General features: G+C 54.5%; 23 protein-coding genes. 10 read left to right on the top strand and 13 right to left on the bottom strand.

Annotated elements, in window-relative coordinates:
• Positions 1–4: 4 nt before the first annotated feature.
• From V3H56_RS01500 to V3H56_RS01475, 6 genes are all read left to right on the top strand, one after another.
• Positions 5–1,327 (top strand): integrase arm-type DNA-binding domain-containing protein, encoded by a 1,323-nt coding sequence (locus V3H56_RS01500; protein ID WP_338474132.1) that lies wholly within the window; start codon positions 5–7, stop codon positions 1,325–1,327.
• Positions 1,328–2,238: 911 nt separating this feature from the next.
• Positions 2,239–3,219, top strand: coding sequence for an integrase domain-containing protein (locus tag V3H56_RS01495; protein ID WP_338474131.1), 981 nt, complete (start codon positions 2,239–2,241; stop codon positions 3,217–3,219).
• Positions 3,220–3,734: 515 nt separating this feature from the next.
• Entirely contained in the window at positions 3,735–4,364 is a 630-nt protein-coding gene (locus V3H56_RS01490; RefSeq protein WP_338474130.1) for a hypothetical protein, read from the top strand.
• Positions 4,361–5,488 carry a hypothetical protein gene (locus V3H56_RS01485; RefSeq protein WP_338474129.1) on the top strand — a complete coding sequence of 376 codons (1,128 nt, stop codon included), beginning with the start codon at positions 4,361–4,363 and terminating at the stop codon, positions 5,486–5,488. The genes V3H56_RS01490 and V3H56_RS01485 overlap by 4 nt, the downstream gene beginning before the upstream one ends.
• Positions 5,489–5,496: 8 nt before the next feature.
• A complete protein-coding gene (locus V3H56_RS01480; RefSeq protein ID WP_338474128.1) occupies positions 5,497–5,955 on the top strand; it encodes a hypothetical protein in 459 nt (152 codons plus the stop codon).
• Positions 5,943–6,614, top strand: a complete 672-nt coding sequence (locus V3H56_RS01475; RefSeq protein WP_338474127.1) for a hypothetical protein — start codon at positions 5,943–5,945, stop codon at positions 6,612–6,614. Before V3H56_RS01480 ends, V3H56_RS01475 begins: the two co-directional genes overlap by 13 nt.
• A 78-nt stretch (positions 6,615–6,692) precedes the next feature.
• Here V3H56_RS01475 and V3H56_RS01470 read toward each other — a convergent pair whose 3' ends face one another.
• From V3H56_RS01470 to V3H56_RS01460, 3 genes are all read right to left on the bottom strand, one after another.
• Entirely contained in the window at positions 6,693–8,273 is a 1,581-nt protein-coding gene (locus tag V3H56_RS01470) for a DUF6119 family protein (RefSeq protein ID WP_338474126.1), read from the bottom strand.
• A gap of 548 nt (positions 8,274–8,821) precedes the next feature.
• Entirely contained in the window at positions 8,822–9,463 is a 642-nt protein-coding gene (locus V3H56_RS01465; protein WP_338474125.1) for a BRCT domain-containing protein, read from the bottom strand.
• Positions 9,464–9,646: 183 nt separating this feature from the next.
• The gene (locus V3H56_RS01460) at positions 9,647–10,333 is read right to left on the bottom strand and encodes a hydrolase (RefSeq protein ID WP_042730239.1); all 687 of its coding nucleotides are present in this window, start codon (positions 10,331–10,333) and stop codon (positions 9,647–9,649) included.
• Between the two features lie 274 nt (positions 10,334–10,607).
• Between V3H56_RS01460 and V3H56_RS01455 the strand changes: the two genes are divergently transcribed.
• A complete protein-coding gene (locus V3H56_RS01455) occupies positions 10,608–11,069 on the top strand; it encodes a Rid family hydrolase (RefSeq protein WP_047736185.1) in 462 nt (153 codons plus the stop codon).
• A gap of 19 nt (positions 11,070–11,088) precedes the next feature.
• On the opposite strand, the gene V3H56_RS01450 is transcribed toward V3H56_RS01455, so the two are convergent.
• On the bottom strand, positions 11,089–12,021 hold the full coding sequence (locus V3H56_RS01450) for a LysR family transcriptional regulator (RefSeq protein WP_212803854.1): 933 nt from the start codon (positions 12,019–12,021) through the stop codon (positions 11,089–11,091).
• Between the two features lie 299 nt (positions 12,022–12,320).
• Here V3H56_RS01450 and V3H56_RS01445 point away from each other — a divergent pair, with 299 nt between their 5' ends.
• A complete protein-coding gene (locus tag V3H56_RS01445) occupies positions 12,321–12,599 on the top strand; it encodes a DUF3077 domain-containing protein (protein ID WP_047736187.1) in 279 nt (92 codons plus the stop codon).
• 141 nt (positions 12,600–12,740) lie between these two features.
• Here the strand turns inward: V3H56_RS01445 and V3H56_RS01440 are convergent, their stop codons facing one another.
• The gene (locus tag V3H56_RS01440; protein ID WP_244868254.1) at positions 12,741–13,688 is read right to left on the bottom strand and encodes an ADP-ribosylglycohydrolase family protein; all 948 of its coding nucleotides are present in this window, start codon (positions 13,686–13,688) and stop codon (positions 12,741–12,743) included.
• A 74-nt stretch (positions 13,689–13,762) separates the two neighbouring features.
• Entirely contained in the window at positions 13,763–14,638 is an 876-nt protein-coding gene (locus V3H56_RS01435) for an alpha/beta hydrolase (protein ID WP_338474124.1), read from the bottom strand.
• A 333-nt stretch (positions 14,639–14,971) separates the two neighbouring features.
• Between V3H56_RS01435 and V3H56_RS01430 the strand changes: the two genes are divergently transcribed.
• Positions 14,972–16,579, top strand: a complete 1,608-nt coding sequence (locus V3H56_RS01430; protein ID WP_338474123.1) for a methyl-accepting chemotaxis protein — start codon at positions 14,972–14,974, stop codon at positions 16,577–16,579.
• A gap of 323 nt (positions 16,580–16,902) precedes the next feature.
• Positions 16,903–17,829: a LysR family transcriptional regulator gene (locus tag V3H56_RS01425; RefSeq protein ID WP_042730489.1), complete on the top strand. Its 927-nt coding sequence runs from the start codon at positions 16,903–16,905 to the stop codon at positions 17,827–17,829.
• Here the strand turns inward: V3H56_RS01425 and V3H56_RS01420 are convergent.
• The 7 genes from V3H56_RS01420 to aguA form a co-directional block, all read right to left on the bottom strand.
• The gene (locus tag V3H56_RS01420) at positions 17,746–18,063 is read right to left on the bottom strand and encodes an AzlD domain-containing protein (RefSeq protein ID WP_042730488.1); all 318 of its coding nucleotides are present in this window, start codon (positions 18,061–18,063) and stop codon (positions 17,746–17,748) included. The two genes, V3H56_RS01425 and V3H56_RS01420, sit on opposite strands and share 84 nt — an antisense overlap.
• A complete protein-coding gene (locus tag V3H56_RS01415) occupies positions 18,042–18,755 on the bottom strand; it encodes an AzlC family ABC transporter permease (RefSeq protein ID WP_042730487.1) in 714 nt (237 codons plus the stop codon). The genes V3H56_RS01420 and V3H56_RS01415 overlap by 22 nt, the downstream gene beginning before the upstream one ends.
• Positions 18,752–19,189 (bottom strand): GNAT family N-acetyltransferase, encoded by a 438-nt coding sequence (locus V3H56_RS01410; RefSeq protein ID WP_172679742.1) that lies wholly within the window; start codon positions 19,187–19,189, stop codon positions 18,752–18,754. Before V3H56_RS01410 ends, V3H56_RS01415 begins: the two co-directional genes overlap by 4 nt.
• 13 nt (positions 19,190–19,202) lie before the next feature.
• A complete protein-coding gene (locus tag V3H56_RS01405) occupies positions 19,203–19,949 on the bottom strand; it encodes a 2OG-Fe dioxygenase family protein (RefSeq protein ID WP_042730486.1) in 747 nt (248 codons plus the stop codon).
• Positions 19,950–20,287: 338 nt separating this feature from the next.
• Positions 20,288–21,574 carry an OprD family porin gene (locus V3H56_RS01400; protein ID WP_053148739.1) on the bottom strand — a complete coding sequence of 429 codons (1,287 nt, stop codon included), beginning with the start codon at positions 21,572–21,574 and terminating at the stop codon, positions 20,288–20,290.
• A 369-nt stretch (positions 21,575–21,943) separates the two neighbouring features.
• Positions 21,944–22,144, bottom strand: a complete 201-nt coding sequence (locus V3H56_RS01395) for a hypothetical protein (RefSeq protein ID WP_047736193.1) — start codon at positions 22,142–22,144, stop codon at positions 21,944–21,946.
• A 243-nt stretch (positions 22,145–22,387) separates the two neighbouring features.
• Positions 22,388–23,494 carry an agmatine deiminase gene (gene aguA, locus V3H56_RS01390; RefSeq protein ID WP_047736194.1) on the bottom strand — a complete coding sequence of 369 codons (1,107 nt, stop codon included), beginning with the start codon at positions 23,492–23,494 and terminating at the stop codon, positions 22,388–22,390.
• Positions 23,495–23,506: the final 12 nt, after the last annotated feature.

The raw sequence follows: 23,506 nt of genomic DNA, 5'->3' as shown, positions 1-23,506 counted from the left end.
CCTTATGTCGCGCACCACAGCTCCGCTCTCCGACGCAGCTTGCCGCTTGGCAAAACCTACAGACCGCGCCTACAAGCTTTTCGACGGCGATGGCCTCTACCTCCTAGTCCAACCCAATGGCCGCAAAGGCTGGCGGCTCCGTTACGTCAAACCTGACGGACGGGAAGGACTGACCTCGTTCGGCAACTACCCCGTCATCGGCCTCGCCGATGCGCGCCGCAAGCGCTTGGAGGTCAAGCGAATGCTGGCGGATGGCATTGATCCCATAGAGACCAAGCACCAAGCCAAGGCGGAAGCCGTGATCAAAGGCAGAACCTTTGAAAACGTTGCGCTGGACTGGCACACGGAAATGTCGGCCAAGTGGGCACCAGGCCACTCCAAGACTGTGATGAGCCGCCTCAAAACCCACGTGTTCCCGCTGATCGGCGCCCGCGCCATTGTCGACCTCGACACCCATGACCTCATGCAGCCCTTGGAAGCGATCAAGAAGCGCGGAACGATAGACGTTGCTTTAAGGGTACAAAACTACCTGCAGAGCATCATGCGCGAGGCAAAACGCCTCCGGCTTATCACCGCCAACCCTGCTTACGACCTCGAAGGCTTGATCAAAGCCCCGCGGGTGGTACATCGCCCCGCTCTACCCTTATCGCGACTGCCGGAACTACAGGAGCGGATCGACACCTATAAAGGCCGCGCACTTACCCGCCTGACGGTGATGCTATCGCTGCATGTGTTTGTACGATCCAGCGAACTGCGTTTCGCCCGCTGGAGCGAGTTCGACCTCAAGCGCGGTACCTGGGAGATACCGGACACTCGACCCGCGTTGGAGGGAGTACCCTTTTCCACAAGGGGTACGAAGATGGCAGGGGATATCCATTTAGTACCCTTATCGCCGCAAGCAGTGGCGCTACTCGAAAAAATCCATGCGCTCACAGGTAACTTCGCATTGGTCTTCGCAGGTGATGCCAAACCCTGGAAACCCATGTCCGAAAATACCGTGAACAACGCGCTACGGACGATGGGATACGACACCAAAACCGATATCTGCGGGCATGGGTTTCGTTCGATGGCCTGCAGCGCACTGATCGAGTCAGGATTGTGGTCGGAGACAGCTATTGAACGGCAGATGAGCCACAAGGAGCGCAACAACGTCCGCGCCGCTTACATCCACAAGGCAGAGTTCATCGAAGAGCGCAGGCTGATCATGAACTGGTGGAGCCGGTACCTGGAGGCCAACCGTCAGGAGCATGTCACTCCACACGAATTCGCGAACCAGACAGGAGCGAACATCACTCGCCTAAAAGCAAAACGTGGCGCAATTGAGTAAGCGCTCGGTCTTCATATCTCAGCGATCCGCTTGTCCACGCGGGTCCATCCAAACAGGGCTGCAAAGCCGCCCTGCTTGGATGGACCTCACTTAAAAAATCTAAAGCCCACACAACTGTCTGTGGAAAACCACTGATTTCCACCGGTGGATAATTTCATCCACAGCCGCAGAACTCCCGAATATTGGAGTCTTGACCCGAATTATCCACAGGCGTAGAAAAGATCGGGCAAAGCGCTGTCGTCGACAGCAACCCAGGTAGCCCGAACCTTTAAGGCTACGCCACACGGTGGTGGTTCTCCCAAAGTGCGATTAGCGTCCGGCGGCTCTCACGGTCACAGCGATGTGATGGATGCCTACTTCTACCAGAGTGCCACTGCGGCAACTCATACCCTTTTATAGCTGCCCTGCAGCAACCTATTCGCTTGGCCATTTCATTGCGCCAACCTGCGCCCGTCTCTTTCTCCCAGAAAGAGACGGGCGCTCCTACCGCTGCTGCAGCCCAACTCGTACAAGGCTTTGCGGCATTTCCCCTCGTGACAATCGGCGTGACAAACACCGAAAAGTCACCAGCAACAGCGATGCAGATGATGGTGCCGCAGCCCACGGAATGGACTGCACCTGACTGACAGTCAGGCATGCCCCGGTCATCGCATCACTGCCTTCACCCGACTCAGGATCCCGCGGCGCCGGTCTCGTCAGCCAGTGCAGCCTCCACCCGCCCACTTCTTCGGAAGTGTTCAGGAGGCCAGATCATGAGATGCCCAAGCTCCCGGCCGTAAGGAGCCGCCAGTCCCGCGTTAGTGGACAACCCTCACAGGTCGCAGGGGCCTTGATCCCTGATAACACTCAACATTCGTGGCGGGATGACGTGGGGAAAGTTTCAAAGATTTGGCTTCGACAGGAGTTTGATCATGGCATTGGTAGGTAGACGGGATGGGCGGAATTTTGGATATGGACGGCAACTGAGTTATGCCGGGCCACAGGCGTTGCGCGATCTGTTTGGCGGCGGGCATTACGGCACCGTCAAGGCGCACAGTGAACGCTGGCAGGCGTTTGTTCGTTGGTGTCGGTCGGAGGATGGGCCGGGGTTTAACGATGCGCGGCAGATTAATTGGCAGACCTTGCTGGACTACGCCGGACATCTACGCCAACAAGTTGAACAAGGTGAGCTTGCCATCGCCACTGCGCAAAACCGGTTGTCCAGCGTGAACCGGACCATGGCCGCGCTTCGCGGTGATCAGTATGTGAAAGTGCAGAGCCCGAGTAAGGCGCTGGGAATGCAGCGCACAACCGTCCGCACAGCAGCCCCGCAAGGCCAGGATCGTGAACAAGTTAAGCGGATCGTCGAGGCGCTTTACGAACACCAACTGCCGCGCGCGGCTGCAATCGTGCAGTTGGCCCGAGCTACCGGCATGCGCCTACGCGAGGCCATCTTAGCCGACCTTCCGCGCCTAAAACGCGAAGCCGAACACTACGGCAAGATCAACATCCAGGATGGCACCAAAGGGGGCCGATCCGGCGCGTCGGCGCCACGTTGGATTGCGGTGGATGACCATATTCGTGACGCGCTTGGGTTCGCAAAACAGGTGTCGCCTACGGGTAGCCGCAACCTGCTTGCACCGAACGAAAGCTACCTCGATTTTCAACGGGAAATCGTCCGCCCCGCACGGGACATCCTCCGTAAGCACAACCTCAAAGGCTTCCACGAATTGCGTGCAGCCTATGCGTGCGAACGCTATAAACAGATCACCCACCACCTAGCGCCCGTCAACGGTGGCGGGTGCAGGCGGCTCGATCCGCGCCTTGATCGAGAGGCAAGATTACAAATCAGCTATGAGCTGGGACACGGTCGAATCGATGTGGTCTCGGCATACATCGGTGGTCGAGCATGAGTAAACCCATCGACATGGAGCTTTTCCTAGCGGGAGTTCTAACCGGGTCGCATGCCAGTCGCGAGCGCCACCTACGCCAGGCAAAAGCCATTCAAACAGCGATCTCTGATCGATGGCACCGAGATAACCCATGGACTTGGAGGCGAAAGCATCTCATTTGGTATCTGACACAAGCACTGCGACATCATAAAAAATCAACAGTGACCTACTATAGGTTGACGCTGAAGCTGATCATCACACGCTTAGATAAACCCTGGGTTATCTAGGTACAACTGCCCACCCTTCAGCCATCCGCTGACTTTCATCAATAAAAATAGTGTGTTGTTTCACATAGCTGAATTATTCTTGTCTGCGTGCAGCAGGAGGAGAGTAAAACCTCCAAAAAGGCACTATCCATGTGAGCATGGCACTACCCCCCAAGCATAAGATCTAAAGCGCCACAATCGCTAGCACATAAAAATCGTAACATTTTGTAATATTGGCTTTATCCACTAAGCCAAAAGGATGAGGGGTTTATGGATCACGAATACTCATTACTAGGCGGTGTGAACCGTGCACAAATAGGGCGATATATAAGCATTGCAGCCGCAGCAATTTCAGGCGCGATAGTTTTTCTCGTTTTATCGGCAATAGATATTGCCAAGAAATTCGGACTGCCAGCCAACCTTCCTCCAACTGTACTTTCGCTAATTAGTGCGGGCACAGTATTCACTGTGCTATATATGATATTCAATAAATATGCATGGTGCTGGAAATATTTTTCTATGTTTTTAAAAGTCCCAAATCTCAAAGGATCTTGGGACTGTAAAGGCTCGTCACTTTCAGTAGATGGCGAAGAGATATACTCATGGGATGCTGAAGTTACGATTTTACAAAGTTGGGACAAGATACGAATCAGACTTAAAACCTCTCAATCTGGATCTAACAGTATTACGGCGGCTATAGTGCATGACGAAGCTGAAGGCTTTAGACTGCTCTACAACTACAAAAATGACCCGAAACTAGGCGAGCCGGAGTTACATAGCCACATTGGCTTTGCAGACATACTCTTCAGCAAAACATTAGATACAGCGGAGGGTGAATACTACAACGGTTACGGCCGGCAAAGCTTCGGAAAACTAAACCTTACTAGGAGCAAAAAATGACAGATATCAATCAGCGTTTATCTAGATTACGTGCTCGTAGAAACGGGACCGATCGCTTCGACCATATAACACAAGACGCAAAGGATTTCATCAATAACAAAAGTAGAACAGCTGAAGCATGGGAACGCAGAAGTAAAGACAAACCTTCAACTACTTATGCTCTTGGTGCTATGCAGCCAGTTGACGCAGATTACACGAGAATCAGTTTAGAAACAGCTGAAAGAGTACGCAACCAACTATCTACTCGCTTACAGACCGTCGGCATCCCTACTGAATATCGACTTCAAGGATCTGTTCCCCTTGATGTCCATATTAGAGGTGTAAGCGACGTGGACTTGCTTACATTAAGGACCGATTTTTTTACATTCGATCCGGCAGGTATAGTTAGCATTCGCGGCGGATATAACCTCTCATCTCGCAACTCAAAAGAGGTCCTGATTGAGCTACGAGCGCATAGCGAACGACAATTGAAGCTGGCATTTCCTGCAGTGAACATTGATTCATCCGGCGGTAAAGCCATCAAGCTTACCGGAGGATCACTTCCACGCCCTGTAGATGTAATTTCATCGCACTGGTTCAACACCACAGCCTATCAAAGCAGTAACACCGAACATGATAGAGCCGTAACAATTTATGATAAGGCGGCCGATATCACAATCGATAACTGGCCATTTACCCACATTAAATTGGTCAAAGACCTATGTGATACAACCGGAGGCGGTCTGAGAAAGGCCATAAGGCTTTGTAAAAGCGTGAAGGCAGATATCGAGGAAGACGGGAGAAAAGTTAACCTATCAAGCTTCGACATTACAGCATGTATGTACCACGCCGATATGCAACAGTTCAGAAATGGCGTGGTATATGAGCTGGCGATACTGGCTGAGGCACAGCGATTCCTGGACATTCTTTGGCAGGACAAAGCGTTCGCAAGGACGTTACGAGTCCCAGACAAATCAAGACTAATTTTTGATGACGAGAAGAAATTTGAAGGACTCCTTGCACTTTCCGCTGCAATGGATGAACTACTGATACAAGTAGCAAAGGAGAATAGCTTCCTTTTGGTTCTTAAAGAAAAACCTGGACATGCCGAGAGTCGGAATGTCTTAACGTCTATTTATGTGTGAAAATCTCTATGATAGACGCAAGCATAATTAAGCTACTTGAGTCGATATCCAAAAATTCCGGTTCATCATTTACCGGCCTGGGTATTATATTTTATCGTGAGCTAAACGCTTTACCCATATCTGCACTTGGAGATGAAAGCCTTTTTCAGCCTGAGCTTCCAATCGTTGGAGAGGACGCTATTGCACAGACATTAATGAAAATATCTCAAAAAGAATCTGACTGGCATGATGGCTTTCACCTTATTGAATACCCAGCCTTCAAATTAACGCACATTTGTCAGTACGTGGCTCCTAGTTTAGATCTGTTCAGCGAGCCATATCCAGGCGCTTTACCGGTTGGTGCTCGCCACAAATCTGCGATGGCGATGTCAAAAATAACATTCGTAGAGTGCACTGCTCTAATCAGCAGCACCAACTTTATAGAAATATTTTCGGATGGAACCCGGGACTTAACATGCAGAACTTAACCTTATCCTCTGACGAATTATCGTCACTTAAAAAAATCTTTGGCACGCTAACAGTTCTACTCTTCTTAATATTTGCAACAATTAATACATCTCCCCAGGAACTCCCTGACGCAACTCAATGCTTTAGATGGATTTCCTCGAGCATCACTATCACATCAGTTCTATTTTTCCTGTTCTACAAATTAGTTTGGAAACTTTGGAAGATCCCCAAATGGCTGGGGCGGCCAGTGCTTGAAGGAACGTGGATAGGCGAGCTTTCTTCAAATTACAAGATAGATGAGCGTAACCAAGCACTTGTACTTCCAATTGTTTTTATAGTAAAACAATCATATCTTACTCTTTCAATCAGAAGCCTAACCGAACACCAAGTTGGAGAATCAAAAGTAGAAGCGATACTTGAAAACAAAAAAACGGGGATTTTCCGTTTAGCCTATGTATATGAGTTACAGAACGAATATCAAGGTAGAACGACACTTATCAACGGCGCGGGCGATCTTCAACTATCAAACTTAAACTTACAACTAAGTGGAAGCTATTGGACTAGCAGTCCTACAAACGGCGTAATACGCCTCCGTAAAATCGCTTCAAAAATCGAAATTCAATCATTCAAAGATGCAAAATCTCTATGGCCAAACAAATCCGACTGGAAAGGCTATTAAGAGAAGTCAACAATAAACCCATACCTTAAAATGGCATATATGCTGCATCCCCATAGCTAGCCAAACATTTTAAAGCAACTAATCTCCGACTACCAGCTTAATAGGAGACAATACAACTTGAACATTACACTGAGCCATTTTATTAACATTGTTTATCAAGCTCAATTTCGTAAAATATGACAAATTATTTGGAAAATCCACGTGCTTATCTTCTGTTATTGCAAAACCAATGACCACCGTAGACTGCCCCAGTTTGAATGTACCGGGAAATTCTTTAGGCCACTTCTTCCTAATATTTTCTCGAAACGTTGCACTTTTCTTGAAGGTTTCAATGGCTACAGAAGCCTGATTAAAAAAATATGAAGACTTACTCCCCCAAGTATTTTTAATATGATAGAAAGTTTTCGTTGCACTATCAAATAAATCAGCAAGCTCTAATTTATTTTGTCCGTTTTTCAGATACACAAAATCTGCATCAGTACAAAGAAAACCTTTATTATCAGCCGCAAATTCGTTGTACTTCCCTTCCTCTTTATATATTCGCTTATCCCAATCAGGCAGAATACCTCGTCTCACTTCGATATTCGCTATTTCTTCATCAATATAGCTTTGGATATCATCCAATATCTCCAGCCATTTCCCTCCTAACCTTATGAAATTCTTGTTGCCAATTGCCTGTTCATAAACACATATTTTGTCTATCGGCACACGCTCTAAGATTGGCTCTCCACTTTCATCCTTTGAAGTAAAGTTGATCTTCAATACACTTTCAGCATCAAGGCCCGCAGGATCTATTTTTTCAAAAAGCCTATCTTTTAACTCATCAATATCTAAAGAATCCAAAGTTACAGACCTTCCGTTAATATTCACCCTAAAGTTTTCGCAACTGCTTTGTTTAACAAAGTCATCAAGCTCCAACGAGATTGTTGTCGTACCCTCAGGTACGCACAAAAATTCAGCAAGCTCGCTAAAAAAATCGGAATCCAACTTCTCTTTTATTTTTTCATCAGAAACCTGCTTAAAAGTTTTAGGGAATTTAACGTTCGGCTCCCCCCTTAACACGACTTCAATATCAGCGATTATCTCATCGATTTTTTTAAGCCCACGCTCTGTCCTAACAACCAAAGAGGATCGACCGGAAACCTTATACTTTTTACCTTCAAATACAGAATTACCCTCCACAAACCGCAACATCCTAGAATAATTCTCCGTATCAAAGTTTGGATTATATCCTTTGACTGCATGGTATAGTTGCTTAATCGCGCCACTCAAAGCCCTTTGATGGAAAGACGTTATACTATTTGCATCTGTTATTAACCGTACGGCGACCTCCAAACCAAAATCATCATGATAGAGATCCTTTAAATATTTGAACGCATATCCACCACACACTGCATACAGTTCATCTTCTCTTTTTTGTAGAAGCATGAAACTGTTACTTATATTTCTCACTTCACCCACTCCAAAATCTTTTTTCAGATGCACTGACCAAGACGGTGTGGACTGTTTATCTTTCAATAGAAGAACGGTCGTATTACCCCCCTCATATTCTTTTATAAAGCCTTTTCTGATAAGCGAGTCCACATCAAACTCGCCTGGGGTTTTAATTTTATAAATAGATATTTTCTGGCTTTCTTTTCTCTGTCTAGGCTCTATCATTGGTATCGGATTCCATTACCATACCCATAGAAATTTAAATCAGCTTATTAGGGCCGAAAGTCTTCGGACCTGTGACATCATTTTTTTGTGCTCAACGAGTGCGCCACATGAAGCTGGCCGGCGAAAAAACGTAACGCCAGAGCGAAATTTGATTAAATACACCATGCCCCCCTTCGCCATCGTACTTTTGTTTATTCGAGTATAGATGGATCGGGCAAAAAAGCTGGCAACCCCACGTTTCAGTTCCGTCACCCACATCTGGGATATAGATCCCATGCGGCTGAAAGTGAAACCAAGGATATTCCATGAGGTAGTAACTAATAGCCTCATGTTAAAACAACATATAAATCATGTGCTTGTTGAGCGATTCGACTCCTGGTGCCGCACCATACAAAACGAAGCCCCTGCAGAAATGCAGGGGCTTTGTTGTTTCCAGGGTATCCACTCCCTGAAAAACCTGTAGAAGCGAGCTTGCTCGCGATGAGGCCGCCAATTCCACCGACGATCTGCCAGTCAGAACCGCGCACCTCACAACCCATGAAGCAACCTCAACCAAAAATCATCTTCTGCCAGTGATCCTCACCCACAATGGCAATGCAAGCCCCCGCCTCCCGCAACTCCACGGCCTTCATGATCTTCGTTCCATAGGTACTGTGGCGCCACTGCTCATTACCCATGCTGCCAACCACCAGGTAATGCACCTTCTTACTCACCCCGCCCCCAATCAAGCCACCACGCTCCTCCACCAATGCCTGGCAATCTTTCCGCGGCCCAAAGGCCATAACGCCCGTAAAGACAAACATCCGACCATCCCACACCAAATCGGGCGCTGGTGAATTGAAGGGCAGGTCCGTTGGCGCAACGGCAACAGTCCCGCCGACCTTAGAGTTCTCAATATCCACGCCAGAAAAACTACGCAGGATATTGAGCAGCTCAAGCGCCTCGTCCGGGTCCAGGGCATCGTCCTGAAGCATGGATGCCAAACGCGAATACAACAGATTGATCACCGGGTCATTCAGATGGACGAGGTTGCTCTCCAACCATCGCTTAAGAAAAATCGCTTCGCCGGTGTTCACGACACCGTCCGCCGTAATCCCAGCCGCCAGCCCCACCAAGGCATCGGCGGCGCGCCGATCAATGCGTGAGCGGTGGAAGAATTTGCTGTTTTCGAATTCGTTGTGTAGGTCCATTACAGGAGGGGACTCCTTGGGGGGGGGGGTCGGGTTGATACGAACACTGCTGGCTAAGTGGATGCTGTATTGAAACGTAGCATTTCCGAGCACGAGTCATCTTTTTTGGGTCAAGAAAATAAATTCGTCCTCTTTTTCAGCATCCCTCAGGGACTGGCCCCCATTGATGAGGGCCAGTGAGGCTCAGACAGAGGCGGCCACAGGTGCCAGGGTCGGGCCGTGGTCTACACGCTCGGGAGCCTTGTGCACCATGGTGTAGGCATAATCGACGCCCATGCCGTAAGCACCGGAGTGCTCCTTCACCAGATTCATGACGGCGTCGTAGGTGTCTCGGTTGTTCCAGTCACGCTGCCACTCCAACAGCACCTGCTGCCAGGTGACCGGCACCACGCCGGCCTGAATCATGCGCTGCATGGCGTAATCGTGAGCCTCCTTCGTTGTGCCACCGGAAGCATCGGCGACCATGTAGATCTCGTAGCCGGCATCGTGCATGGCGGAAAGTGCAAATGTGGTATTGCACACTTCAGTCCAAAGGCCAGAGACGATGATTTTATTGCGGCCATTGGCTTTCAGAGCGTCACGTACTTTCTGGTCGTCCCACGAGTTCATCGAGGTGCGCTCCAGCAGAGGCGCGTCAGGAAACACAGCGAGTAATTCGGGATATGTGTGGCCGGAGAAGCTATTGGTTTCGACGGTGGTGATAGTGGTTGGCACGTTGAAAATTTTTGCGGCCTTCGCCAAAGCGACCGTGTTGTTCTTCAGCGTCTGGCGGTCGATGCTTTGCACGCCAAAGGCCATTTGGGGCTGCTGATCAATGAAAATCAGTTGGCTGTTTTGAGGGGTCAGGACTTCGGTTTTTGGATTGTTCATGGTGGTTCCCTTTAGTGAAGTGTTGGTCTTTTAATCTCTTTGCGGGCCGGGCCAATCTTTTGTCCGCTGAAAATCACGGAAGGTTGTTGGCGGTAGGTGCGGCACCGATTTCGAGTTCAAGGTAACCGATCGCTCACGATTTTAGGGGCGCATTAATGCGTCTCCAGAGGCGCATTAATGCGCCCTTATAAAATCATTTGCGGTGCTAGTCTCTGGCTTCCCACAACTTGGACTGCCGCTGTGCGAGCAGTCTGTTCTACGCCAGGAGAATGCAATGTCAGCTTCGCAACCGTTCGGAAAGAAAACCGCTTACTGGGGGGTCGCATGGGAAGAAAGCTATGGCTACCCGCAGGCCAGACAAGTCGGGAACGACATCTATATATCCGGCCAATTCAACCATGATGAAGAAGGCAACCTGGTAGCTCCTGCCCCACTCGATAGCGAAGGCAAGCCCAGTGATTTCTCTTCGATGGGAGAGCAAATGCGCGCTTCATACGACAACATCTCCAAGTTGCTTGCACTGTATGGTGCAACGCTTGAAGACGTGGTCGAAGAGACGCTTTATGTGCTGGACATGGACGCGGCGTTTGCCGTGGTAGGCAATGTTCGCAAGGCTGCGTTTGGCACCGAGCGGCCCCAGTGCGCGAGCAATATAATCGGCGTATCGAGGCTCGCACAGCGGTCGCAGTTGATCGAAATTGTCTGCAAGGCGGTCATTGGCTCCGGCACCCGTTAAGACGTGCTCCCGGTTTCGTCTACGAAACCGGGAGAGCTCGCTGGCCTTCGACCAAAGGCTTGAGTTCGGCAACCGCCGCTGCGCAAAACGTCATGAACGCCTTGACTCGCCATGACTTTCGAATGTCCTGGTGAGTCAGCAGCCAAAGCCCATCCTGAAGTTCAGGCACAACCGGGCCGACACGCACCAATCCCGGCGTGATGTCACCCAGCATGCAGGGAAGGAACCCAAAACCAAGTCCCGCTACAATCGCAGCGCTTGCAGCGGCGACGGAGTCGGTACGATACGAAATGCAATCGGGGTGAACTCTGCTATCAACGTAGCTCGTTGCTTTGAGGCCGCATAAAGCTGCCGAGTAAGATACCCACGGCTGGCCTTCCGCGAAAGGTGTCGAGGTCGGTGCGTTTTTATCGCTGCCGTATGGCGCCCAGGCAATAGTCGCGAGTTTGCGCCCAACCAGACTTTCAGCTGGTTTATTGGTCGCTCTCACCGCAATATCCGACTCATCGCGGGCAAGACTCAATGTCTGATTGCCTACAAGTACTTCAATCGCTATCCCTTCATTCAGAGCTTTGAATTGCGCAATGATAGGTGTGAGGAAGTACAGCAGCAGCGAATCGCTGGTGGTGATGCGCAGTTTTCCGAGTGGCCCCTGACCCGCCCGTGACACACGCCGTGCAACACTAACGATATCCAGTTCGACTCGCTCGGCGAGCTCTCGCAGCTCTACGCCTTCCGCTGTGAGCATGTATCCCGAGCGGCGGTGATCGAAGAGTGCAACTCCAAGTGTTTTCTCAAGCTGGGCCACTCGGCGCGATACCGTGGATATGTTGATCCCCAGTTTTTTGGCAGCATCAGTGCGATTGGCGCATTCACTAAGCGCTTTGATAATGCGCAAGTCGTCCCATGAGAGCTGGGCCACAGCATCACTGAAATCCGATCTGCCCCCCATTTGCACTGCCTGGCGTGATGAACCGATGTTAGGTGGTGTATTCACGCGAGATATTCCAAATAGCATGTTCGCTCATCATACGAAAAGGCTAATGGGGAACAAAGTAATTGGGGTGGGATTCGTTTGGATCGTTCGCAAGCCGTAGCACGCAAGCAACACGTTTCGAAATAACCTAGCGATGACGACTTGCTTTCGGTCGTTCAAGAGTGTCCGCTTATGGCCGTCTGCTGCCTGTCGCCACGGCAGCTTTTGGCGGATTCCTACCTATTCTCGACGGAGGGACAGTCAAGGAGCCAGACATGCCCAACCCACAAGACTTAAAAACCCCCGGCCTAACCCCCTTCTCCTTCCACTCCGATCGCCCGCTCTTTCGCGTTACCAGCGGTGTATCCATCAGTGAGGCCTTGTCCCACGCTTCCGATCTGCTCCACGTTGCCAAACTGCTGGCCGAGGACGCGGCGATGATTCGCGGCACGGATCGTTATGCCTGGGCATCGTGTTATTTGCAGGACATGAGTAAAGCCGTCATCGATGATGTGGTGAAGGTGTTGGAAGCACCAGGGAGCCAGCTGGCTTAGTTTCGCGGTCCAGTGTCGGTTTGAACCGATTGGAGGGCTGCTTTGCAGCCCAGCGGGAGCAAGCTCCCTCGCCACGGAGCCGAGATTTTCAGCATTCGACTGCTCGTCGTTGGTGGCAATATCCACTTTTCGTACTGAAGCTCACTCGTTTCGACTGTCCGGGCTTTCCGTGATTCGGGACCGGGCTGACTTGAACAGCGCGATGGCGATGTCTTCAATGTCCGAAACCTGATGCAACTTTTCAAGCCATCGAGATGGAATACCCTGTTTCGAATAGAACGCACCGGCTATCTGGCCAACGATTGCAGCGGTGGTGTCGGCATCGTCACCCAGATTGGCGGCTTGCAGCACTGCTGCCTCAAAGGAGTCAGTGGACCAGAAGCACCAGAGTGCGGCCTCGAGCGAGGCAATGCAGTACCCGGTTCCTCTGATCTGGTCACGGTGCTTGTGCTTGAAGCTGCCAGAAGCGAGTTCTTTGATTGCCGGCTCACAATACTGTGTCGGAGAAAGAGCAAGCACGTCGTCTTTCTTATGACCTGCCAATGCCTTGGAAACCACCTCTGCCAACAACTGACACGACTCGATTGCCTCGGGGGCGCCATGGGTTGTGCGGGAACTTTGCTTGGTGGCCCATGCCATCGAACTCTGGTCCGGAAAGTAGAAAAGGATGACCGGCGCCAGGCGCATGATCGAACCGTTCCCGGCCGTTTCCGGGTCAATGGAACCGGCGAACGGCTCCCCAGTTTCTTGAAAGGTCATTAGCGCCTGTCTCACTGTCGTCCCGATATCGAAGCATTGCCCCGTCGCACTCCAGTAACCCCAATGCCACCAATTGAGATACCGCGTCATCTGGTCTCTGGCATCGAAGCCGTTCTTCGAGAGCAGGCTTTCAGCTAGACAAAGTGCCATCGAGGTGTCATCTGTCCATTGGCCGGGGGCCAAAGCGAAAGGTCCGCCGCCGACCATATCGGTGATGGGGCTCAAGGTGTCGCGGTCGCTAAATTCCAGGGTGGTGCCGACAGCATCGCCACAAGCCAGGCCTAGTAGGCATCCGATATAACGGTCCAGCAGATTGTTCTCTGGGGTCAATGGCTACCTCCGAAGCATTTCCAGTATTCAGGAGTGTGCAGTATACGGCGGAGGTCGGCCTCCCCTCTGCCTCCTCACGTCTGTAAAAAGTCCAAAATAGCCTGGCTAGTCGCCTCCATCTTCTCCTCAAGCACCCAATGTCCGGTGTTTTGCAAGATCAAGGAGTGGGGGCGTGAAGTGATGTGCTGCACCTGCTCGGACAATGTCTTGCCCCTTGAATGGTCTCCGCCAATGGTGAGCACCGGGAGAGTCAGTTTATTTGCAGCGAAGGCCTGGTTGTCATTGGCGTCCTGCTCTATCCAGGCTGAGTAGAGCTTGAACGCTGCGTCCATGCGGCCGGAGCGAGAGTAGTCGTTCACCAGGGCTTCACGTACTTCTGTCGGCACTTTATGGTTGCCTGGGTAGACGAACTCATCGAAAAACATATCCAGGTAGATTTTTTCTTTGTCTTTAATCATTTTTGCAGCGGTGGCGCCATAGAAGCGGAAATGCCACTTGCTCGAAACGCCGGTTGAGGGGTTGCCGTTATAAGGGATCTCCCAGCCTGGAATGCCAGGGATGAATCCGTCCATCAAAATCATGTGTTTGGTTTCGGAGGGGTAAAGCGCACCGTAGGCGTAGGCGATGATCAATCCCATGTCATGACCGACAATATCAACCCGATTCAAATTCAAATATCTAAGCAGCTCGCGCAAATCCAGCGCCATGTTCTTTTTGTCATAACCCGTGGCGGCAATATCTGTTTCTCCAGCGCCCCGATAGTCAGGAACGACCGGGGTGTACCCCGCACGCAGTAGCCGTCCCATCAAGGGCTCCCAACTCCTCCAGCTCCCCGGAAAGCCATGTACCAGGAGCACCGGCTTCGCACCGTTGCCGCCGATCAGGTAGTGCATGCGAATGCCGTTCACGTTCGCGTATTCGCTTCTGAACACTTCACCATCGATGACCATGTTGCACCCCTCCATGAATAGGGTCAGGCGTTTCAGCTAGCGTGGGCGTATCTGCGACAGTCTCGCCACTGTCAGGGCTGACAGGGGCGACGAGCGGAAATCGGAAAAAAGTTGGGTTAATTCCTTAACCTCAGGCAGATGACATTCACCCTCGATGGCGGCTTCGCAACCGATAGGGGTGTCGCCTGGCCAAACGCCCGCTCCCCGATGCAGCGCCTCTCATCTAATCATTCCTCCCGCCGATAGCCTTTAATAACAGCCTCGTCTGGCCCTAGGCGCCGCTGGCGCTCGACTACACTTGCCCAGAAATCCCCGCTCCAGGAGCAGTTAGCGATGAAGATCCGCACCAAGGTCATAGGTTCGGGGTTGGTCAGTCTCTCTTTTGCGTTGTTGCTCGGCGGTATCGGTTTGTGGGGACATCGCTCCATGACCGAGTCCCTGGCGGAGAACGAGACCAGTATTTCCGCCATGCGCAAGCACATGGAGGCGGACATGATGCATGACGCCATTCGTGCCGATGTGCTGGCCGCGTTGCTGGTGGCGCCGGGGGATGCGCAGGGGGCCAAGGAGGTCCTGGAAGGGTTTGACGAGCATTCGCAGCGGATGCGCAAGGTGATTGCCGAGAACGCCGAGGCGAACTTGCCCGCGGATATCGCCAAGGCGATCGTCGAGTTGAAACCCCAAGTCGATACCTACATCGATAAGGCCAAGCAGATCATCGGCAAGGTGCTGGGCGGTGCCCAGGATGTGCAAGCGTTGCGGACGGAGTTCAACGCCGCGTTTTCGGTGCTGGAGGAGCGCAACGAGGCCGTCAGCGAGCTGATCGAGAACCAGGCCCAGAACGCGCGTGAGCGTCAGGATGACAGTATTCAGTCTTCGGGCTACTGGCTGATCATGACCTTGCTGGCCACCTGCGTGGCGTTGGCGCTGCTGTCGTGGAACCTGCTGAAGGCGGTGCTGACGCCGCTGAACAAGATCATTCTCAACACCCAGGCGATTTCCCAAGGGGACTTGCAGCGCTCCATGGGCGCGCAAAGCAAGGATGAGCTCGGCCAGTTGCAAGGGGTGATCGAGCAGATGCAGATCAACCTGCGGCAGATGATCGCCACCATCCGTAACCAGAGCGATGAGCTGCACGGCACGTCACGGACCTTGGGCGATACGGCGCGGCAGATCGTCTCCAGCGCCGACCAGCAGGCCCTGAGCGCCACCAGCATGGCCGCGAGCATGGAGCAGATGATGGCCAACATCAGCCAGATTCACCAACATGCCGACAGCGCGCGGACGATTTCGGCGCAGTCCGAACAACTGGCGAGCAGTGGCGGGCAGGTGATCCTGGGCGTGGTGGAAGGCATGAGCCGGATCGCCGAGGTGGTGAACCAGTCTTCCAGCAAGATCACCGCGCTGGATGCTTCATCCGAAGACATTCACTCCATCATCCAGGTGATCAAGAGCATCGCCGAGCAGACCAACCTGCTGGCGCTCAACGCCGCCATCGAAGCCGCCCGGGCCGGCGAGGCCGGGCGCGGCTTTGCGGTGGTGGCCGACGAAGTGCGTAACCTGGCGGCGCGCACCACCCAATCCACCCAGGAAATCACGGCGATGATCGAGCGCATCCAGTCCAGCGCCCGGGATGCCGTGGCGAACATGCAGGCGTGCGTGAGCCGCGTGGACGAGGGCGTGAACCTGGCGCAACAGGCCGGGGTGTCCATCAGCGAGATCCGCACCGGCGCCCGGCATGCCGCCGAGGTGGTGGAAGAGATTTCCCAGACCATCGCCGAGCAATCCAAAGCCAGCGACGAGATGGCCCAGCGGGTGGAGTCGATTGCCGAGCAGTCCCGGGAAAACACCCGTTCGATCCACAACCTGACGCAAACGGCGGATCAGTTGAACAACGCCGCGGGGTCGATGCAGTCTTCGGTGCAGCAGTTCAAGATCTGAGCATTCGCGGCCATCGCTGCATTTCATCCGGTTTCCCAGGGTTGGACATCGGAGCAATCAACCCGCTCATTGGGAGCGCGACGAAACAAGCGCAGGACGTTTCGTCGCACCAAGGGCACACCACCGTATTTATTGGCCTCGCCCACTATCATCCGGGCAAAAAACCCAAATCCTGCGTAAGCTTCTATCCATTGCCTGGCACAGGCTTGCCCTGCAAAACCGCGATAACCGTGGCAAGGTAGGCGGTGATCGCCGCAGGCACTGCCTGTCCCGGGCCGAGTGCACAACAATAGCGAGCCCACTTAAGCAGAGGGCATTACCTCATGGATAGCAGAACCCTACGCAACCTCATGCGCATCGTGCAGACCGGCTCGTTGTCGGCAGCGGCCGAACATTCGTGCCTCACGGTGCAGGCCCTGGCGGCGCAGTTGAACAAGGTCGAGGAGCAATTTGGCTTCCGCTTGTTCCGGCGCTCGAACAAGGGCCTGACGTTGACCAGCCAAGGCTCGGAACTGACCCCCTTCATGGATCAGGTACTGGTGGCCACGCGCCAGCTGGAGGAAAAGGTCGCGGCACTGAAAAAACCCCGGCAACGCACGCTGAAAGTGGCGCTGAACACCACCCTGCCGGCGGAATTCAACCGGCGGATGATCGACCGGTTGATCGCCGTGTTCCCCCAGTACCAACTGGAATTCAGCTACGCGGAGTCGATGGAGAACCTGAGCAAGCTCAAGAACGAGGATTTTGACCTGGCGATCCTGATCGGCGCGCAACAGAGCAGCTTCTCGACCATCGCCATGCCGGACGTGCAGGTGCGGGTGGTCGGCGCCCATTGTGGCGACGAAGACGACTCCCTTGGCTTGCTCGGCGACAAGTTTCAGGTGCGTCCGGCCGAAGAATGCCCCTATTCCCACAGTTTCCTGCGCTTTCTCGACGCGGGACTGGGCGAATACGGGACGAGCCAGCGCATGGTCTACTCCTGCAGTGAAACACTGACCCTGTCGTTGATCACCCAGTTGGATGGGCTGGGGCTGGTGTCCCGGGAAGCGGCGCTGCGCAATGGCCTGGCGATTTTCCCGGACTTCGAGGATTTCCTCGAGGTGCGCCTGGCGGTGAACAATCCCGAGTTGTCTGGCCAGGCGCTGCATGACGTGGTCGACCTGACGCTACAGGAACGAACCGAGCGCGATGTACGCCGCCGTGCCCACCGCCACACTGAGAAACAGGTTGCGGCTGAAGTACGCACATAACAGCGTCGGAATCGCGGCGTAGAACTCCGGGCGGTCGAGTTGTATCTGCTGATCCTTGATCAACAGCGGGGTGAGGCTGATGGCAGCGACGATCGCCACCGGCAGGTACTCAAGGGCACGGGCGATGAACGGTGGCCAGTGCTCGGTATTGACCTGCAACGGCAGTGCGCGCGGCAGGAAGGTCACGGCCATCATCAGCGCCACGACCAGGATCAGGAACGTTTGGTCAGGCATACGCCCACCCCGCAGCCAACGAACGTGGCAATGAAGACATTGAACGGCGAACTGCCCAGCAGGCTCAGCACGCCCATGCAGGCCACGGCGGCCAGGGCAGCGATCAGCTTGTTACGGGTATTGCACAGCGAGACCAGGACGTAGAGCATCATCGCGGTCAGGGCATAGTCGAGCTGGTACTTGATCAGATGCGCCGCGTACTGCGCGCACACGGCTCCCAACAGGCCGCCCAACACCCAGGAGGTGTGGCAAAACAGGTTGAAGCCAATCAGGTAGCGCAAGCTGACCGGCGCCCCGCTGCCCAGCTTGACGCTGTGGAAGGCGAACGATTCGTCCGTCAGCCCCGCCGCGTAGCACCAGCGCTCGAAACGGCTCAGCCCCAGCGCACGCAACGCCTTGGCCATGTACACCGACATCAGCATGTGCCGGGCGTTGATCAGGAAAGTGGTGAGCACGATGGTGGTGAGTGACGCACCGCTGGAAATCAGGGCCAACGCGGCAAATTGCGACGCGCCAGCGTAGACGAACAGGCACATCGCCACCGGCAGCCACAAGGGTAAGCCGGCGTTGACCGCCATCAGACCGAACACAAACGAAACCGTAAAATAACCCGCTACCACCGGACTGGCTTCAGCAAAGGTACGCGAGGCTTGTGGTTCGACCGCCAGCGGCTGGCTGGAAGTCTTGTTCATAAATCCCTCTCGAAGGTGATCTCGCCCCGGGGTTCGCAAAAACCCTGGGCCGCCCAGAAACGCTTGCCGGCCAGATTAGCATCGTCGACAAAAAGGAACATGCGCAGCACGCCGACCCGCTTCATGTCGGCCGAAGCCGCTTCCACCAGGCGCTGGCCCAGGCCCTTGGTGCGATGCAACGGGCTGACCGCCAGGTGATTGATCGTGCCACGGGTGCCCAGCATGCCGCCGATCACCGCGCCCACGACCTCGCCGGCCGTATCGACGGCCAGGTACGCGGTGGTGGTTTCCTGCAGCAATACTCCCCGCAGGAACCGGGCATCCTGCCATTCGCAGAACGACACTTCATCGAACCCGCGAAAAAAACGCTCCATTCGTTCGGCATCCCTGACCATGGCCCGGCGCAACAGGACCTGCTGCGCCGGATCCTCCATGGGTTCCAGCCATTCAGCGAACAATGTCGAAAGCGGTCCCGGGCCGCGAGAAGGAAATCGCCAGGATCTGCCGGTAGGCCATTTCATGGCTGTGGACGTTACGGGCCGGGGTCACGTAATGGCGCATGTCGCGATCGAGGAAGAACGTCGTGTCGAGGATGTCCTCGTAGGTCGTCGCCGCCAGTTGTTCTTGCTGGGCGGTGTACAGACGGCTTTCGGCGCCCGCTACATTGTTCCGGCCCCAGAAGTGCACGCCGCTGAACGGATAGCCGTCGCAGTGGATGCCTTCGGGGGTGATTTCCAGTTGCTTGCCCGGCTTGATCTCGATGCGGATCTGATGGATCTGGCATTGCCAGATTTCATCGTGCAGCTCCGGGGGCAGGACGTTCTTGTACACCTCGAAGTCCGTGTCGATCAGGCTGCGCATCACCGGCGAGTTGATGACTTCATTGGAGAAGTCCTGGAAATGCCGCTCCAAGCCGCCGACGTAGCTGTTGTTGGCCTTGGACTGGATATAAGCCCGGTGCTCGAGCTGCTTGAGCTCGCGGGTGGTGGGGTTGTATTCAAAGTCACTGTAGCGGCGAAAACGCATGCCTGACTCGGCCTGGCCGTAGTAGCTGTCGGGCTCCATGTTTTCCCAGCTTTTGGTCAGCCGGACAAAATCGCCGAAATGACCGTAGAGGTTGAAGTCGCCACCGCGAACATTGACGTATTTGTCACGTCTTAGCGCTTCGCCCACTTCCCTGTTCAGAACGATCATTTTTCATAGGTCTCCACTGCATTGAGCGGCCTAATCTAGTAGGTGCAGGATTTACGTCCATGAGAAAGAATTTGAGGCATTTCAAGCCGTGCTTGAAACGAAGGCAGAAATGAAATTAGTAGGACTTTTTCTCGGGTAAAAAGCGCTTTTAAAGGGTTTTTTTAACCCGATCCCACCCAAAAACACCCGAACCCGACAATGGGCTTACCCATAAAAATGACGAGGGAGCGTGCTCCCGCCTGCCTGCACGACGCCCCAGACGGGGTGGTGATGCAAACCGGCGGGAACACGCTCCCTCGCCACGCTACGGGCCCAGGTATCAGGCCCTTGTCACGCCATCAGAAGACGTTGATCGGGTAATCCACGAACACCCGCAGCTCGTTGCCGCTGACGTTGTATTCGCTGGACTTCTGCGACACGCGCAGCACCGAGCTGCGCAAGCGCACGCTCAGGTCCTTGGCCGGGCCACTTTGGACCACGTACTTGAACTGGTTGAAGATCTCGCGCTCGGTGCCGCCTTCGCTGGTGGACGTGGTGATGTTGTCGCCACGCACGTAGGCGACGTTGTAGCTCAGGCCCGGTACACCGAAGGTGGTGAAGTCCAGGCCGTAGCCCAACTGCCAGCTGCGTTCGTCTTCGGCGTTGAAGTCGGACCAGTAGGAGTTCGCCAGGTAGATGGTATTGCCGCCGTCGCCCACGCGGTTCTGGCCGCGCTGGTAGCCGCCATAGGCGTAGCCGAGGTTGCTGTCGCCGGTGCTGCGCTGGTGAGCGAGGGTGAAGCTGTGCGGGCCAGTGGCGAAAGTGGCGGCCAGGCTCCAGATCTTGTTGTCATCGCCCGTGACGTTGTTTTCACGCACGTAGCTGTTGTCCAACTTGGTGCGGTAACCGTTGAAGTCCAGGGTCAGGGACTGATCCTTGGCCAGCGGGAACACGTAGTTGGCGTTCACGTACTGCTTCTTCAACACGTCCTCGACGTCCGAGGCGTAGAGCGATGCCTTGAACTGTTCGGTGAACTGATAGCTGCCGCCCAAGACGTTGATCGACTTCAAGCCGCCACTGTCGCGGCCTTCGGCGCTCTTGCGCGACTCGGCGGTGAAACGGCCGGCATTGAGTTCCAGGCCTTTGATCTCCTTGGAGGTGATCAATGTACCGGTGTAGCTTTCCGGCAGCAGGCGCCCGTTGTCGTAGCTCAGCACCGGCAGGGCCGGCATCTGGTCGCCGTAGGCCAGCACGGTGTTGGAGACGCGGAATTTGACCGCGGCACCGAACTTGGACAGGTCATCGGCGGCGTTGCCGCTGTCGCCCTGCTTGAAGAAGTCGATGCCCTGTGCGCCGCTGCGCCCCTTGCCGCCGTCCAGGCGCAAGGCGTACAGGCCGAATGCATCGACGCCGACTCCCACGGTGCCCTGGGTGAAACCGGACGAGAACGTACCGATGACCCCTTGGCCCCATTCGGCCTTGTCCTGGTTGCCGTTCTTATAGTCGCGGTTGATGTAGGCGTTGCGCAGCAGCACTTTCAGGCTGCTGTCTTCGACGAACCCCTTGGACTCGGCCTGGTCGTTGGCCATGGCCTGCGTCGTGCTCAAAATCCCCAGTGCGATCAAACCGATGCGCGTGTTCAACATGATTATTTTCCTTGTATGGGTTGATACGCACTGCGACCGGCAGCCGAAACGGCGCTTTTTGCGCTCTTTTTCGGACTCTTGCTCCTGAAATAATGAAAAGGCCCGCCCACGCGTCAACGTGTCGGGCCTTTTTATTATTTAAGAGTCATGGCTGTTAGCCACAGGCGTGGGGCGAATCCTAGTCGCGCCCTCGACAACGTGTCAATTTCGTGAATCGTCTGTCATTAGGCAAAAAATGTCTAAGAACCACTCAAGGTGAACAGCCGTCCAGACCGCAGACCAGTGCCGAAGTCGCCGACTGGGTAAAAACGGCGGGCACAAAAAAAGCGCTGCCATCCCGGCCAGCGCTTTTTATCAATCCTTCGAATTCTATCCTTGCATGACATCCCACAGCGCTTGCAGCTCGGCCTCGCTGAAAAGCCCGGCCGGGTAGCGCTCCACGATCATTCGGCGTGGATCAGGTTCCCTGACCTGACGCGTTCCGTTGGACTTCAACCACTGCGCCAACGCTTGAAGCGACTCACCATTGACGGCCAAGGGATGGCATGTGCGCTCGCTTATCATATTCATTCCAGCGCCCTCTCCTGGTTGATGAGCGGCCAATTTATCCAAGGTTTATGACAAAACAACTCAGTTCTCTCCCCAGAACTGCGAGAGCACTGATACAAGAGGTATGCCAATGTATCCGCAGTGCCAATAAACAGGCACAAAAAAGCCCGCGCCCCCAATCGGGCCGCGGGCTTGCCGGGATGGATCCAAAAGCGCCGGTCTAGAGCCGGCGCGGTGGATGTCACCACGCTGTTACATCGCCACTCATTTTGTCCGCGCAGCGGGCTGTTGTTGGGTAAGGCAATGAATATTCCCGCCCCCCAGTAACAGTTCGCGCCCTGGCACCATGACGACTTCGTGCTGCGGGAACAGCTTCTGCAGGAGCTCCCGGGCCGGGGCATCCTGCGGATCGTCAAAACTCGGCGCAATGATGCCGCCGTTGACGATCAGGAAGTTCACGTAGGAACCGGCCAGCCGCACCGTCGGGTTGCGTTCCTGGGAGCCTTGCGCCGCGTCCACGCCAGCGCACTCTTCTTCGGTGGCATACAGCGGGCCAGGGATCGGCATCTTGTGCACGATGAACGGGCGCCCCTTGGCGTCCGTGCTGTCTTGCAGCACATTCATGGCGGCGTGGCAGCGGCTGTAGTTCGGGTCCTGCGGGTCGTCGGTCCAGGCGAGCAACACTTCGCCGGGGCGCACGTAGCAGCAGAAGTTATCCACATGGCCGTCGGTCTCGTCGTTGAACAAGCCGTCGGGCAGCCAGATGATCTTGTCCACAGCCAGTTGCGCACTGAGCACCGCCTCGATTTCCTCGCGGCTCAAGTGCGGGTTGCGATTGCGGTTGAGCAGGCATTCCTCGGTGGTGATCAACGTGCCTTCGCCATCGACGTGGATCGAACCGCCTTCCAGGACAAACCCTTCGGTGCGATAGCGCGGGCTGCGTTCGATCTCCAGGACCTTGCTGGCCACTTGCGCGTCACGGTTCCACGGCGCGTACAGGCCACCGTCGAAGCCGCCCCAGGCGTTGAAGTCCCAGTCGACGCCGCGCACTTCACCGCTGTCGTTGATGACGAACGTCGGGCCGGTGTCGCGAATCCAGGCATCGTCGCTGGACATTTCCACCAGGCGGATATTCGGCACGTCGAGGCGCGCCCGGGCATTTTCGTACTGGGCCGCGGATACCGCCACGGTCACCGGCTCGAAACGGGCGATCGCCTTGGCCACCGCGATGTGAGCCGCCTGTGCGGGCTTGCCGCCCAGGCGCCAGTTGTCCGGACGCTCGGGCCAGATCATCCAGACCTGGGTCTGGGTCGCCCACTCGGCCGGCATGTGGAAACCATCCGCGCGAGGCGTGCTGTGCAAAGTTGTCATGAATCAGGACTC

Origin of the sequence: Pseudomonas sp. MS646, from assembly GCF_036693845.1 — a bacterium.
Classification (GTDB): domain Bacteria; phylum Pseudomonadota; class Gammaproteobacteria; order Pseudomonadales; family Pseudomonadaceae; genus Aquipseudomonas; species Aquipseudomonas chlororaphis_E.
Note: the sequence above shows the minus strand (reverse complement) of the source record. Positions and strands in the feature narration are given on the sequence as shown.